Source organism: Sorangium sp. So ce375 (assembly GCF_051473855.1).
Taxonomy (GTDB): Bacteria; Myxococcota_A; Polyangia; order Polyangiales; family Polyangiaceae; genus Sorangium.
This window is the reverse complement of record NZ_CP150335.1, coordinates 7,536,910-7,550,324: the sequence shown is the minus strand read 5'-3', so window position 1 is coordinate 7,550,324 and position 13,415 is coordinate 7,536,910. Positions and strand designations below refer to the sequence as shown.

General features: G+C 70.6%; 12 protein-coding genes. 8 read left to right on the top strand and 4 right to left on the bottom strand.

The features are described 5' to 3' along the window. The first annotated feature begins 295 nt into the window (after nucleotides 1-295). A complete protein-coding gene (locus WME90_RS27870; protein WP_437275049.1) occupies nucleotides 296-1,507 on the top strand; it encodes an L-dopachrome tautomerase-related protein in 1,212 nt (403 codons plus the stop codon). Here WME90_RS27870 and WME90_RS27865 read toward each other — a convergent pair. Continuing rightward, a complete protein-coding gene (locus WME90_RS27865; protein WP_437275048.1) occupies nucleotides 1,465-2,406 on the bottom strand; it encodes a LysR family transcriptional regulator in 942 nt (313 codons plus the stop codon). The genes WME90_RS27870 and WME90_RS27865 overlap by 43 nt on opposite strands. 300 nt (nucleotides 2,407-2,706) lie before the next feature. On the opposite strand from WME90_RS27865, the gene WME90_RS27860 reads away from it, so the two are divergent. Continuing rightward, nucleotides 2,707-5,631, top strand: coding sequence for a MopE-related protein (locus tag WME90_RS27860; RefSeq protein ID WP_437275047.1), 2,925 nt, complete (start codon nucleotides 2,707-2,709; stop codon nucleotides 5,629-5,631). 106 nt (nucleotides 5,632-5,737) lie between these two features. Here WME90_RS27860 and WME90_RS27855 read toward each other — a convergent pair whose 3' ends face one another. Further along, entirely contained in the window at nucleotides 5,738-6,499 is a 762-nt protein-coding gene (locus WME90_RS27855; protein WP_437275046.1) for a hypothetical protein, read from the bottom strand. Nucleotides 6,500-6,621: 122 nt separating this feature from the next. Next, nucleotides 6,622-7,383, bottom strand: coding sequence for an SDR family oxidoreductase (locus tag WME90_RS27850; protein ID WP_437275045.1), 762 nt, complete (start codon nucleotides 7,381-7,383; stop codon nucleotides 6,622-6,624). Nucleotides 7,384-7,665: 282 nt separating this feature from the next. Here WME90_RS27850 and WME90_RS27845 point away from each other — a divergent pair, with 282 nt between their 5' ends. After that, complete coding sequence (locus tag WME90_RS27845; RefSeq protein WP_437275044.1) at nucleotides 7,666-7,863, top strand: hypothetical protein; 198 nt, start codon at nucleotides 7,666-7,668, stop codon at nucleotides 7,861-7,863. A gap of 36 nt (nucleotides 7,864-7,899) precedes the next feature. Here the strand turns inward: WME90_RS27845 and WME90_RS27840 are convergent, their stop codons facing one another. After that, nucleotides 7,900-9,150 carry an SLC13 family permease gene (locus tag WME90_RS27840; RefSeq protein ID WP_437275043.1) on the bottom strand — a complete coding sequence of 417 codons (1,251 nt, stop codon included), beginning with the start codon at nucleotides 9,148-9,150 and terminating at the stop codon, nucleotides 7,900-7,902. A 55-nt stretch (nucleotides 9,151-9,205) separates the two neighbouring features. Between WME90_RS27840 and WME90_RS27835 the strand changes: the two genes are divergently transcribed. The 5 genes from WME90_RS27835 (at nucleotide 9,206) to WME90_RS27815 (ending at nucleotide 13,406) form a co-directional block, all read left to right on the top strand. Then, complete coding sequence (locus WME90_RS27835; RefSeq protein ID WP_437275042.1) at nucleotides 9,206-9,721, top strand: hypothetical protein; 516 nt, start codon at nucleotides 9,206-9,208, stop codon at nucleotides 9,719-9,721. Between the two features lie 82 nt (nucleotides 9,722-9,803). After that, nucleotides 9,804-10,874, top strand: coding sequence for a DNA polymerase III subunit delta (gene holA, locus WME90_RS27830; protein WP_437275041.1), 1,071 nt, complete (start codon nucleotides 9,804-9,806; stop codon nucleotides 10,872-10,874). A 151-nt stretch (nucleotides 10,875-11,025) separates the two neighbouring features. Further along, entirely contained in the window at nucleotides 11,026-11,979 is a 954-nt protein-coding gene (locus WME90_RS27825) for a LysR family transcriptional regulator (RefSeq protein ID WP_437275040.1), read from the top strand. 11 nt (nucleotides 11,980-11,990) lie between these two features. Next, nucleotides 11,991-12,623, top strand: coding sequence for a class I SAM-dependent methyltransferase (locus WME90_RS27820; RefSeq protein WP_437275039.1), 633 nt, complete (start codon nucleotides 11,991-11,993; stop codon nucleotides 12,621-12,623). A 297-nt stretch (nucleotides 12,624-12,920) separates the two neighbouring features. Continuing rightward, the gene (locus tag WME90_RS27815; RefSeq protein ID WP_437275038.1) at nucleotides 12,921-13,406 is read left to right on the top strand and encodes a sugar dehydrogenase complex small subunit; all 486 of its coding nucleotides are present in this window, start codon (nucleotides 12,921-12,923) and stop codon (nucleotides 13,404-13,406) included. Nucleotides 13,407-13,415: the final 9 nt, after the last annotated feature.

Here is a 13,415-nt window from a genome sequence, read left to right as displayed (position 1 = left end):
CGCCGCTGCGGGCCCAAGCACCAACCGGGCCAGCGCTGTAGTCGGCGTGGACGGGTGGTGGGCGGCTCCGTTGCTGGCTCAGCAGCAGCCGGTGGTGATCGGGTGCTGCGGCGCGCGCAAGCCACCGGTCCGTACCCTCGGGAAAGCGGTGTCGGCGAGCCTGCGTCGTGGCCACGTGGCCTCGCGCGGGTCAGGCCACCTTCAACGAAACGGTGAAACTGTTTCGGCGTGCCGCCGCTTGTCCGCCAGGGCGCGCTCCTCAAGCATGGAGGACCACCACGACGAGGAGACAAGCATGCATCGGTTTTCCCATCTCAAGCTCAAGCTCGCGGGCCTGACCCTCGCCGCGTGCGCGGCCCTGGCCGCAGGCGCGACGGCCTGCCGTGACAGCGCCAGCCCGGCGCGGCCGCCGCGGCCCACGCTCGAGGTCTACGCTCGGCTCCACTCGACCGGCGTCGGCGGCATCACCCAGATGCCCGACGGCCGGGTCATCATCGGCTTTCACCCGTTCTACAAGCCCGAGGTGCAGGTCGCGCTGCTCAACCCAGACCGGGAGTCCACCACGCCGTACCCGAGCACGGAGTGGCAAAGCTGCAAGAACGCCGACGGCAGCTGGAAATCCGACTTCAACGCCTGCCTGGACTGGGTGCTCGGCCTGCATACGGACAAGAACGGCGTCCTCTGGCTGCTCGACTCGGCCAGATCCACGGACAAGGCGGCGGGGCGCCCCGCTGGCCTCGTGCCCAAGCTCGTTGGGTGGAACACCCATGAGAACAAGCTCGATCGCGTCATATCCATCTCACCGGAAGCCACCCTCACCGAGTCGCAGCACAACGACTTCGTGGTGGACCTGAAGCACGAGGTGATCGTGATCGCCGATGAGGCCATCGGCGAAGGCTCGGGCGGCGTCGGCGACAAGGCGGCGCTCGTGGTGGTGGACCTGTCCACCGGCGAGAGCCGGCGCCTCTTGCAAGGCCACCACAGCGTGATGCCTCTGAAGGAGCCCATCCGCTGGGACGTGGGTCGACCCACGAGCGGCGCCGTCGACCTGTACGTGGGCGTGGACGGCATCGCTCTCGACACGAACAACGAGTGGCTCTACTTCGCCCCGCTCAATGCTTACAAGATGTACCGGGTCCGGATGAGCGACCTTCTGGACACGTCGCTCACCGCCGCGCAGCTCGGGGCGAAGGTGGAGACCTACGCGGACAAGCCCTTCAACGGCGGCCTGGCCATCGACCAGGACGACAACCTGTACCTCACCGAGGTCGGCGAGCGCGCCGTGGGCGTCATCCCGTCCGACACCCGCAAATACGAGCGCCTGGTCAGCGACCCGGACATGGTCTGGCCGGACGGCGTCACCTACAACAGCGACGGCGCCATGTACACCGGCGCGGCGCAGCTGTCCCTCACCAGCGCGCTCCAGGCCGACGGAGCGGCCAGGAACAAGCCGCCCTACCTGGTCTATCGCTTCAAGCCCCTGGCGCCGGGCACACCGGGCTTCTGAGGCGAAAGGTCGCGGAGCTTCGCCGCGAGGAAGTCGACGAGGGCGCGCACCCGCGCCGGCACGAAACGATGGCTCGGCAGGATGGCGTTGAGCGGATAGTGCTCCCCCTGCCAGCCGGGCAGCAGGCGAACCAGACGGCCCTCGCGCAGATCGTGCACCAGATCCAGCTCGGATTTGTAGAGCAGGCCGGCGCCGGCGAGGGCCCATTGGTGGGCGATGGCCGCGTCGTCGGCGTCGCGGTCGCCGTCGACGCGCACCTCGGTCCATGCGCCGTCCTTCTCGAAGCGCCAGGCCACGTGCCGCTTGTGGTTGACGTGGAAGGTCAGGCAGTTGTGCTGGGCCAGGTCCTCGGGCGAGCGCGGCGGCTCGTGCCGCGCAAGGTACGCGGGGGAAGCGCAGAGCACGCGGCGCGTCGTGGAGAGCGCCCGGGCCACAAGCCGGGAATCGCTGAGCTCGCCGTAACGTAAGGCCAGGTCCACTACATCGCGCATCACGTCCTGCACGCGATCGGTCACGGACAGGGCCAGGCGCACGCCCGGATGGGCCGCCACGAACTCGTCGAGCCAGGGCAAGAGCACGCTGCGCGCGAGATCCGACGGCGCCGCCACGCGCACCGTGCCCACGAGCGAGCGGCGCTGCGACGCGAGCTGCGCCTCGCCTTCTTCCAGGAGATCGAGCGCGCGGGAGGCGTAGTCCAGAAGGATCTGGCCCTCCGGCGTCAGGCGCAGCGCGCGCGTGGACCGCTCGAACAGCCGCTCGCCCAGCTGTGTCTCCAGCCGCTTGAGCATGGCGCTGGCCGCGGCCGGCGTGACGCCCAGGACCCGCGCCGCCGCCGTCAGCGTCCCGCGGCGGGCTGTCTCCACAAGCACGCGCAGATCTTCGATGTTCTCGATGCTCACGTGGACAGTTTCGCCCGAGGAGCGTTCCAGGGCGATCGCGGCGCGACGCCGAGGACGGCCCAGCAGGAGGCGCCTTGCGGCAGCGCGGGACACGGCCGGGTCGCCCTCTCGAGACCGAACCGGACCCACGCAGGGAGCACCGGCGCCGTGACGTCGAGCCCGTCGGGTTTGATCGTTCGATCACGTGGATCGATCCGCTTGATCGAACGCGCGGAGCTCTGACCGCCGCAGCGTCCTGGGCTTGGCTGCCTCCCCGGGTCGGTGAGGGTGGCGCGGAGGTTGCCATGAAGAAGGTATCCCATGAAACGAAAGATCCCGTTCCGTATCTACATAGGTACCGGGCTCCTGGCGGGCGCTGCCACGCTGCCGGCTATTGGCTGCTCCGGTGCGGGCAGCGCCTTCGATGAAGGCAGCGACGAGGAGGTGGGCACGCCAGCCGTGCCGAAACCGGGCGCGGAGACCCCTGAACGGCCCCACGCCATCCCCTGGAGGATGGCCGACCTCCCGATCGAGGAGACGGCCGACGGGCTTGCCGAGCGGCTCCAAGGCCGTGGTATCACCATGGCTGTCTCACCCATCCAGGGGGCCGGAACCAGCGAGGACGTGGCGGCCGGCTCGAACCACACCCTGCTCCTCGTTCGTGGCACCGTCTGGGCCTGGGGTAACAATACCTATGGTCAGATCGGCACCGGCGGCTCCGGCAGCGCGCCTCAGGGATCGCCCGTCCAGGTCCCGGGATTGCCCGCGATCAAAGCGATCTCCGCCGGCGGTTACCACTCGCTGGCGCTCGACGCCTCGGGCTCCGTGTGGGCCTGGGGCCAGAACAGCTACGGTCAGATCGGGACGGGCAGCGCCAGCAGCGTGCCCCAGGCGACGCCGGTGCAGGTCCCGGGGCTGCCCCCGATCAAGGCCATCTCCGCGGGCGCGTCGCACTCGATGGCGCTCGACACGAGCGGCGTGATCTGGGTCTGGGGCGCCAGCTCCTACGGGCAGATCGGCAACGGGTCGAGCGGGATCAACCAGGTGACGCCGACGAGCGTGATCCTCCCCGGGGGCGCCGCAGCGATCTCCGCGGGCTGGCACCACTCGCTGGCCGTGAGCACGGGCGGCTCCGTGTGGTCCTGGGGGCGCAACAACTATGGGCAGATCGGGAACGGCACCTCGGGGACCACGAACCGGACGACGCCCTACCAGGTCGCTCTCGGCGGCACGGCCGCCGCGGTCGCCGCCGGCGGGGGGCACTCGCTGGCGCTGCTCTCCGACAAGACGGTCAAGGCGTGGGGGTACAATGGGCAGGGTCAGCTCGGGCTCGGCAGCACCACGTCGCAACCCTTGCCGCAGATCGTGCCGGGCCTGAGCAATGTCCAGGTGATCGCCGCAGGCGGGTACTTTTCGATGGCGATGGGGGTGAGCGACGCCGTCTGGAGCTGGGGCCAGGACACTCAGGGACAGATCGGAGACGGGGACGCGAGCTCCACCAACCGAACCAGCCCCTACGCGATCTCGAGCTTGAACGGCGTTCGGGCCATCGCCGCGGGCGCCTACCACGCCGCGGCGCTCTCCTCGGTCTGCCAGGCGTGGACCTGGGGCTCCAACAGCAATGCCCAGCTCGGCAGCGGCGGCGCGGACGCCGGCCGGCACCCGACGCCCGCGTCCGCGTACGCGTGGACACGGATCCGCTACTTTGACAGCGACATGGATGGATACGGCGACCCGTGGTCGCCCGTGACGGAGTCGTGCGCGGAACCGGTAACGCCGGGGTACGCCGCGAACGACGCCGATTGCGACGACTTCGACCCATCCATCAACCCGGGCGCCCCGGAGCTGTGCAACGGGCTCGACGACAATTGCAGCGGCGTCGCGGACGAGGGCAACCCGGAGGGGGGCGACCCGTGCGACACGGGCCATCCGGGCGAGTGCGGGTTCGGGTGGCTGACCTGCGACGGCGGCGCGCTGCAGTGCGCACAGGAGACGCCGCCCATGACCGAGATCTGCGATGGGCTCGACAATGACTGCGACATGGCTGTCGACGAGGGCGCCTGCCTGGCGGCCAACGGGACGGCCTGCGCGACCGCCGCGCAGTGCCAGAGCGGGAATTGCGTCGACGGCTACTGCTGCAACACGGCCTGCGGCGGAACCTGTCAGGCGTGCAACGTGAGCGGATCCATCGGATCCTGCGCGAGCTACGCCGCGAACACGGACCCGGCGAACGAGTGCGCCGCGGATTGCGATGGCTCCGGCGCCTGCGAGGTGATCGACGCCGGGACAATCACCTTCCCTGGGGAAAACGAGTTCACGTTCTCCGGGTTCCCGAGCGGTGCCTTCAGGGTGTGTGTGACCGACACACCCGACTGCCACGACGCACAGGGCGCTCCCCTGGGCTCGGGGACGAGGCTGATCTCCAGCGCGGTCGAGCAGCTGGAGAACGGCGTGGCAGTGCGCGGCCGCATCGACGCGCTGGACCCTTCCGCGACGATGGTTTACCACGTCATGGAGCTGGAGCTGTACACGGGGAACTTCTTTGTCCAGAATCCCGATGCGCATATCGCCATCGCGCCCAGGACGCTGCTGCCCTATGTCGTCCCCGGCACCACGACGCCGTACCACGGATATGCCCCCTTCGTGATGGACGGCCCCACCAAGAGGCCGCATGCCTACGGGAATGGAATCATCCTGGGGAAGGTGCCCTGTAACAACGGGCTCGGGGGCGTGACTCCCGCGGGGTACCAGGACGGTAACGGGGATGGCACCCGCGACGGGCACGTATTTGGAGTCGCCATCGAGCACTTTCTTGGCACCGGCGACCCCGAAAACAAGACCGCCTGCCCGGGCGCTTCGAGCCAGACGACGCTGGAGCCGTATGCGGTTTATTCCGTGAAGGTGTTCGTCAAGCAGGCGCCCTGCCCGGCACCTTCTGCGGCGCAATGCCGCTCGGTTGGCTACGCGATCCAGAGGACGGGGGCTGTCTTTGGCGCCCCGCTGCTCATCAGGGGCGGGGGAGGCGCTGCCTTCCTCGACCGCTCTCAGCCCGAGCCGTCCGGCGCTGTTTTTGGCGGCGGGTCCGCCGTCGTGCCGCGCGGCTGGAGCAGGCTGCTGGTCGCGGACCAGTCCAGCTGGTTCATCGCGCACGCGTTCACCAATCCAGGGACAGAATGGTCCTTCCAGGTCAGGAACCTTCAGCTCAGCGTGAGCAATTCGGCGCCGGCCTGGTGGACAAGTCCCTGAGGACCTAGCGTGACGACCGGCTTCCGCTCGCGCGACCGGAAGCCTGGATGCTGGGGCCGGATCAGAGGTCGCGCGCGACGGACACCAGGTCCGCGGGACGTATCCGCTACGTCGTCGCCTTCTTGACGCGGTACTCGATGGTCACCGTGTGCAGGTGCATATCGCCGGGGGTCCGCGTGGTCGGGCGCGTGAGCGGCTCGCCCTTCAGCAGGTGCTCGAAGTCCGCGGTCGTGAGCGTCACCTGGTGGTTGTGCCCCGTGAGGCCCTGGAGATCGTAGGTCTTCTCCACCTTCGCGACCATGTCCGCGGCGGTGACCACGATCTCGTGCTCATCCTTGCCGCTCGACGAGAACTTGACGACGCTCACCCACTCCGGCGGATCCTCGGCCGGGGCGCACCGCACCAGGACGTAGTGCGCGTGGCCCTGCGTCGTGCTCTTCGTCCGCACGATCTTCCCCTCCTGCAGGCTCTTCATGTCGTCGGCGGAGAGCGTCACGGCGTGGGTGTGGCCGGATTTCCCTTTCAGATCATAGGTCTTCTCCGCGCCGGCCATCACGTCGGCCAGGGTCAACGTGAGCACGTGGCCGTGATTGCGGCCCACCCTTCCGATGACCCGCGTGAACGAGACCTGCGGCGGCTCCTCCTTGGCAGGGGCCGCGGCGGCGTCGGCGCCCTCGTCCTCGGGCGGCGGAGCGCTGTTATCCGCGATCGCCGCCGGCTCCGGCGTGACGACAGCTGCCTTTTCACCGGCGGGAGGGGCCGTCCCGGTGGCGGGCGCGGGTTGCGGCGTCGGGGCGCTCGCGCCGCAGCCCGTGAGCGGCAGCGTCGTCAGGGCCGCGCCGAGCTGGAGAATCTGTCGCCTGTCCATCGTCGTCCTCACGTCGTCGAAACCACTCGATCCGAGGGAAGGGGCGCTGCTCGATTCAACGTCCAACTCGGGTCTGCGCCCGACAAGCACCATCGCCGGGCCTCCGGCCCAGCTCGGGATGCTCAGGCCAGGGTCCGGCCGCCGTTCACGGACAGCTTCTGGCCCGTGATGAACTCCGCGGCGTCGGACGCGAGGAAGGCGACGGCCTCGGCGATGTCGTCCGGCGTGCCCATGCGCCGGAGCGGGTTGCTCGCCGCGTAGGCCTCGATCGCCGCGGCGCTCGCGCCCTCCTTGATGTGGCGCTCGACGACGACCCAGCCGGGGGACACCTGGTTGACGGTGATCCCGTGGGGGCCGAGCTCCATCGCCCACGAGCGCGTGAGGCCGAGCTGCGCGCCCTTGGCCGAGACATAGCTGGAGAACTCGGGGACGCCCTGCTCGAACACCTCGGAGCCGACGTTGATGATCCGGCCCGCCCGGCGCTCCTTCATCCCCGGGACCACCGCCTTCGCGAGCAGGACCGGGCTCTTCACGAAGAACTCGAGCTGGTCGAGGCAGTGCTTCCAGGTCAGGTCCTCGAGCTTGACGAACGGCTGCGGGCCCGTCGCGTTGATCACGAGCACCTCGATGGGGCCGAGGCGGGCCTGCACCTCGCCCACGAGGCGGGCGACCTCCTGCTCGTCGCGCACGTCGGCCCGGAACGCCTCGGCCTCGCCGCCGCTCTGGCGGATGCCCTCGACCACGCGCGTCGCCTCCTCGTGGCTGCCGAAGTAGTTGACCGCCACCCGCGCGCCCGCGCCCGCGAGCTTGCGTGCGATGGCCGCTCCGAGGCCGCGGGAAGCGCCTGTGACAAGGGCGACTCGTTTGGATAGTTCGTGGGCCATTCAGGCTTCTCCAGGAGTTGGGGGGACCGCGGTTCGCTCGCCGCTGCGGAGGAGATCGGCCGCGCAGGCGCGCCTCCGGGAGCCTCCCTTCCGCGCGGATCGCTCGCCGCGCGGCAGGGTCGACCGATGGCCGAGGTCAGTCACCGCAGCTGTAAACGACCACGATCCAGCGATACAAGATTTTTCCGCGGTCGGATTTGATTAAGTGTGTTTACATTATAGTTGGAGTTTTTTGACTCAACGCGCTGCTGTGCCCAGCACATGTGGTGTATGCTGGGCCACATGAACAAGCGCACGATCCGGCAAGCTTTGCGCCTCCTGGTGATGTTCGCCATGGGGCCTGTGTTCTGCGCGGCCGTGGGGATCACGGTGATCCACGCGTGGCTCGACGTGCGGCGCAGGCCGCCGTTGCGGCGCCATTTCGCGCGTGCTGTGGCGCGGCATCGCGGCCTTCGCCCGCGCGAGCAAGCGCCGCTGTGATCGAGACGGCGCTTGCTCGGGGGATGGCGGCGCGGCTCAGCGCACGACGACGAGCCAGGCGAGCGCCGCGGCGGTCGAGGCGAGTGTCACCGGAACACCCACCTTGGCGTAAGCGCGGAAGCCGATCTCGCGCTCGGCGCCCACCGTCTCCACGACGATGATGTTGGCCACCGAGCCGAGCAGCGTGAGGTTGCCCGCGAGGGTCGACACAAGCGCCGTCGCGATCCAGGCGAGGTGCGGGTCGGGCTGGCTGCGGATGTACGAGTCCGCGAGGAGGATGAAAGGGACGTTCGAGACGATCTGGCACCCGACGAGCATCGCGATGCTCAGCCCGACGACGCCCATCGTCGGTCCCGAGGGGAGAAACGGGCTGGCAGCGCGCAGCGCGTGCTCGGGCATGCCGGTCTTCTGGAGGCCTGCCACGACGATGAAGAGGGCGCCGAAGAAGACGAGCACGGTCCACGACACCCGATCGAACAGGCCGTTCGCGTCGCGCCGGTGCAGCAGCATGACCGCGGTGGCGCCGCCGATCGCCGTCCACGCGAGGTTCGCGCCGAGCACGAACAGCGCCGACACGACCGCGATGCAGGCGAGCGGCGCCAGGGCGCTCGGCCGGGCGTGTCCCGGCGCCGCCGGCTCGGGCGCCGGCTCGGGCGTGGGCACCTGCACGGCGATGCGGCGACGGAGCAGCAGGTGCAGCGTCACGGCCGTGACGGCGAGCCCGATCAGCGCGGCGGGGCCCGCCTCCAGCAGGTAGGTGCGGTACGAGATGCCGGAGAGGTGGCCTACGAGCATGTTCTGCGGATTGCCGGCGAGCGTGAGCGCGCTGCCGGCGTTGGCGCCCATCGCGAGCGCGAGGAGGTACGGTACCCGGTCGAGCCCGGCGCGCCGGGCGGTCCGGTCGACGAGGGGCGCCATCATCACGCAGACCGAGTCGTTCAGCAGCACCGCGGAGGCGAGCCCGGCGCCCACCGTGACGAGGTAGAGCAGGCGGACCGGCGACAGGTTCCGCCGCGCGACCCACGCGGCGGCGCGCTCGAACACCCCGGCCACGTCGAGCGACGCCGAGAGCAGCATCATGCCGAGCAGGAGGCCGATGGTGTTCGGCTCGATGGCCGCGAACGCCTCGCGCGGGGTCAGGCCGGCGCCCGGCGAGATCGAGCTCAGCAAGACCATCGCGCACGCGCCCGTGAGCGCGCCGGCCGGACGTCCGATGGGCAGGATCGACAGGCGCCGCGCCCCGATGAGGATGTAGGTCGCGGCGAATACGAGGAGGACGGACCACACGGCGCGGATCTAGAGCGGTCGGGGGGGACTCTGTCAAACTGGGAAACGCCAAGGCATGGACAGGCAGCTCTCGACCCCCACCGCGATCCTCCTCGGCAGCGCCATGATCGCCGCCGCGATCTACCTCGGCCTCCGCCATGGTCCGGCCGGCGTCGCTACGGATCCACGCCCCGCCGGGGGGGCGCCCTCGCAGCCCGCCGCGGCGGCGTCCTCCGCCGGGCCGGCGCCGCGGGCGCCCGGAGCAGCCGCGCCGGCGCCGCAGCCCGCGCCGAGCGTGCCGCGCGACGAGGTCGCGAGGCAGGCCGCGCGGGCGCTCGACGCGCACCGGCCGGCCTTGATCGAGCGCTGCTACAAGCCGGCGGTCGCCGCGCAGCCGGGGCCGCGCGGGGCGAGGTACGTCTTCAACCTCACGTTCGACGCGCAAGGCCGGCAGATCGCGCGCGGCATCATCGAGGACCACGAGGCGTCGCGCCCCGAGGTCACGGCCTGCCTGGTCGCCGCGCTCCCGCCGGTGGCCGTCGCGCCGCCGGGGGCGAACGTGCGGGTCGATGTCCCGTTCTCGCTGCCGTGATCGAGGGAGAGGCCGGGCTCGCCGGCGCGGGAGCGAGCGCGGCGCCCTTGACGCACCCTCCTGAACGCCCGATGCCGGAGCGGTGACGCCCGACCAAGCCTTGAAGGAAGCGGCCACCGGCGCCCTCCGCCCGGTCTATCTCGTGCTGGGGGAGGAGCGCTGGCTTGTCGATCGCGTGGTGAGCGCGATCCGGGAAGCGGCGGCCAAGGGGGGCATCGCCGGCTTCAACGAGGACAAGTTCACCGCGGGCGACGCGCCCGTCGAGTCGATCCTCGGCGCCGCCCGCATGCTCCCGATGATGGCCCCGCGCCGCTTCGTGATGGTCCGCGGCGTCGATCGCTGGGAGAAGAAGGACGACGGCGACGACGGCGAGGGGGACGACGAGCGCGGCGGCGCGGGCGGCAAGCGGGGTGTGTCGAAGCAGCTGAGCCCGCTCGACGCGCTCGCGGAGTACGCGAAGGCGCCGTCGCCGAGCGCGGTCCTCGTGCTCGTCGCGACGAAGCTCCACGGCCAGCGCCGCCTCGTCACCGCCGCCAAGAAGGGCGATTTCCTCGTCTCGTGCGAGCCCCTGAACCGCCGCGCCCTGCCGGGCTTCATCGCGACCATGGCCCGCGAGAAGGGCAACCCCATCGCGCCCGACGTGGCCGATCAGCTCGCCGAGCTCGCCGGCCCCGAGCTCGGCTACGTGGTCGACGCGATCGAGCGGCTCTCGCTGTATGTCGGGCCGAAGCAGCCGATCACCGAGGACGCGATCGCGCAGGTGGTCATCCGCGTCCGGCAGAGCACCGTCTGGGAGCTCATCGACGCGCTCGGGAAGAGGCGCCTCGACAAGGCGCTCGCGGCGCTCGCCGACGCCTACGATCCGCGCGACGGCGGGCTGCGGCTGCTCGGGGCGGTCTCGTGGTCGGTGCGGCAGATGGTGAAGTTCGAGTCGGCGCTGGCCGCGGGCGCGAGCCAGGCCGAGGCCGCCCAGCGCGCGGGCGTGGCGCCGTTCAAGGCGAACGACGTGGCGCAGTCGGTCCGCCAGCTCCCGAAGGGCGCGCTGGCGGGCTGGATGCGCGTGCTCGCGGAGACAGATCTCGCGCTGAAGAGCAGCCGCCGCCCGGCGCAGGCGGTGCTGGAGACGATGCTGATGGAGATGTGCGCGCGCTGAGCGCGAGGGCGCGGGGGGAGGCGCCGCGCGCGCTCATTTCTCGACACGCGCCTCGGCCGCCATCGACCCGCAGCGCCTCGGCGCCGTCGTTCACGGCGGCTCGTCTCTGCATCTATCGCGCGTGCCCGCGAGGGGTATGCTGGCGGGCGTCGTGGACTGGGATGATGTGCGCCATTTCCTCGCGCTCGCTCGAACGGGCTCCGTCCGCGCGGCGGGCTCGATGCTCGGCGTGAGCCACTCGACCGTGGCGCGGCGGGTCGAGGCCCTCGAGACGCGGCTCGGCGTGAAGCTGTTCGACCGGCACCGCGACGGGTACCTGCTGACGGACGCGGGCAACGAGATGGTCTCGGGGGCGGAGCGCGTCGAGCGGGAGATGGCCGCGCTGGAGCGCGGCATCGCCGGGCAAGACGCGCGTCTCGGGGGGCCCGTGCGGGTGACCTGCACCGACCCGTTCATCGCGAAGATCCTCCTCCGCGCCCTGGCCGGCCTCTGCGAGCGGCACCCCGGCATCGAGCTCGAGCTGGACGCCGACGCCAAGAACCTGGATCTGTCGAAGCGCGAGGCCGACGTCGCGGTGCGCGCGCTCTTGCCCGGCGCGTCCCCGCCGGAGCACCTGATCGGGCGGCGGCTCGCCCCCATCACCGTCTGCAACTACGTCGCGACCGCGCACGCGGCCGAGCTCGACCCCGAGCGCGGCGCGCGCCTCGCGCGCTGGCTCGGATCCAGCGCGCACCGGATCGCCAAGGAGCTCGTCGCATCGTCGAGTTATCCCGAGGTTTCCATGTGGGGCACGTTCGAGTCGATAGCGATCATGATGGAGGCCGCACACGCGGGCCTCGGCCTCGTGATGTTACCCACGTACGCCGGCGATCCGGAGCCTGGGCTGCAGCGCCTCGCGAAGCCGGACCTGCGCCACGTCGCCGATTTCTGGCTCCTCAGCCACCGCGACCTCCGGGACAACGCGCGCCTGCGGGCCGCGCGCGAGGGCATCATCGCGGCGGTGACAGAGCGCGCAGCGTTGTTTCGCGGCGAGGCGGAGGGGTGGCGCGAAACTGCGCCCCTGCGTCACGAACTTGCACCGGGCGCGGACGCGCCGCGCGCGTAGATTCGTCGACCATGATGACCGCCGACGCCAAATTCTGGGACGACCTCGCCGAGAAGTACGCCGCCAAGCCCGTGGCGAACGTCACGGCCTTCGAGCGCAAGAAGGCCATCACCCGCGAGCACCTGCGCCCGGACTCTACGGTCCTCGAGATTGGCTGCGGCACAGGCTCGCTCGCCCTGGCGATGTCGCCGTTCGCCGGCCACATCCACGCGATGGACGTCTCGGCCGAGATGCTCCGTATCGCCAACCAGAAGAAGCAGGCCCAAGGCGTGACCAACGTCACCTTTCGCCAGGGCACGCTCGACGGACCTACCCCGTACGAGCCCGAGCGCTTCGACAGCGCGTGGGCCTACTCCATCCTCCACCTCGTCCCCGATCGGAGGCGCATCCTCAAGACACTCTTCGACCTCCTCAAGCCCGGTGGCTCGTTCATCTCGTCCAACGCTTGCCTCGGCGACAGCTGGGTACCTTACGGCGCGATCATCACGGTGATGCGCTGGTTCGGGAAGGCGCCGGTCGTCTACTCCTACGATCGCGAGACGATCCTCCGCGAGATGCGCGAGGCAGGGTTCGTCGAGATCGAGGAGAGGGAGGTTGGTGCTGGGAAGATGGTGGCGTTCGTCGTGGCGAAGAAGCCGGGGTAACGCGCAGCTCGCCGCGGCGCTCGGGCACGGGGATGGGCGAGCGAGCTCGCCTCGGCCCCGCGCGATCAGGTCTCGCTTTCAGGGGGAGGGAGGAGAGCGAGGATGCCGTCCGGTGCGATCGCGTCCTCGACGGTTGCTGGGGCGGACTCCACGACCTCGTGGGCCAGAAGAGATCGTGATTGACGTCGGGCACCTCATCCCTCATGCCACCATGGCCTGCGCCACGAGCCTCCTCGTGGGAACAGCAGTGTCCAGCAGCTCAATCCGGGGCGGATCCCCCAGAGAAGCATCGTCCGCATGGGCCGGCGCCATTTCGCCCTCTTCATCTGCGCGCTTGTCGCCGCCGCCGCCGGCCTTGCAAGGCACGTGGCCCGCGGCCGGGCCGCCACGCCGCTCGACCGGTTCCTCGCCCTGTCCACGGTGCTCACCGGGGCTTCCGACCTCGCCCGGGACCACGCGCAGATCTACCTCGACTGCCTCCTCGCACGTCCGGAGCAGGCCGCGGCGCTCGAGGACCTCTATACCAGGGCGGGGCTCGTCGGCGACGCGCCGGCCTGTCCCCTCGATGACCTGACCGCGCGGGGCGTCTTCGCCGACGAGCGCCTGCGGGCGCTCGCGGACGAGATCCTCCTGTTCTGGTACACGGGCGAATACGACGCTGCCGGCGGACGGGCGCTGGCGACCTACGAGGGCTCGCTCGCGTGGAGATCGCTCCCTTACGCCAGCGCGCCGGGCACCTGCGGCGGGGCGATGGGGTTCTGGGGAGAGCCGCCCGCGGGATGAGGCGGCGGG

What these genes read in the sequence shown, in the direction of transcription:
- WME90_RS27870 (WP_437275049.1), top strand. Translation starts at nt 296, where the DNA reads ATGCATCGGTTTTCCCATCTCAAGCTCAAGCTCGCGGGCCTGACCCTC.
- WME90_RS27860 (WP_437275047.1), top strand. Translation starts at nt 2,707, where the DNA reads ATGAAACGAAAGATCCCGTTCCGTATCTACATAGGTACCGGGCTCCTG.
- WME90_RS27855 (WP_437275046.1), bottom strand. Translation starts at nt 6,499, where the DNA reads ATGGACAGGCGACAGATTCTCCAGCTCGGCGCGGCCCTGACGACGCTG.
- WME90_RS27850 (WP_437275045.1), bottom strand. Translation starts at nt 7,383, where the DNA reads ATGGCCCACGAACTATCCAAACGAGTCGCCCTTGTCACAGGCGCTTCC.
- WME90_RS27845 (WP_437275044.1), top strand. Translation starts at nt 7,666, where the DNA reads ATGAACAAGCGCACGATCCGGCAAGCTTTGCGCCTCCTGGTGATGTTC.
- WME90_RS27835 (WP_437275042.1), top strand. Translation starts at nt 9,206, where the DNA reads ATGGACAGGCAGCTCTCGACCCCCACCGCGATCCTCCTCGGCAGCGCC.
- WME90_RS27820 (WP_437275039.1), top strand. Translation starts at nt 11,991, where the DNA reads ATGATGACCGCCGACGCCAAATTCTGGGACGACCTCGCCGAGAAGTAC.
- WME90_RS27815 (WP_437275038.1), top strand. Translation starts at nt 12,921, where the DNA reads ATGGGCCGGCGCCATTTCGCCCTCTTCATCTGCGCGCTTGTCGCCGCC.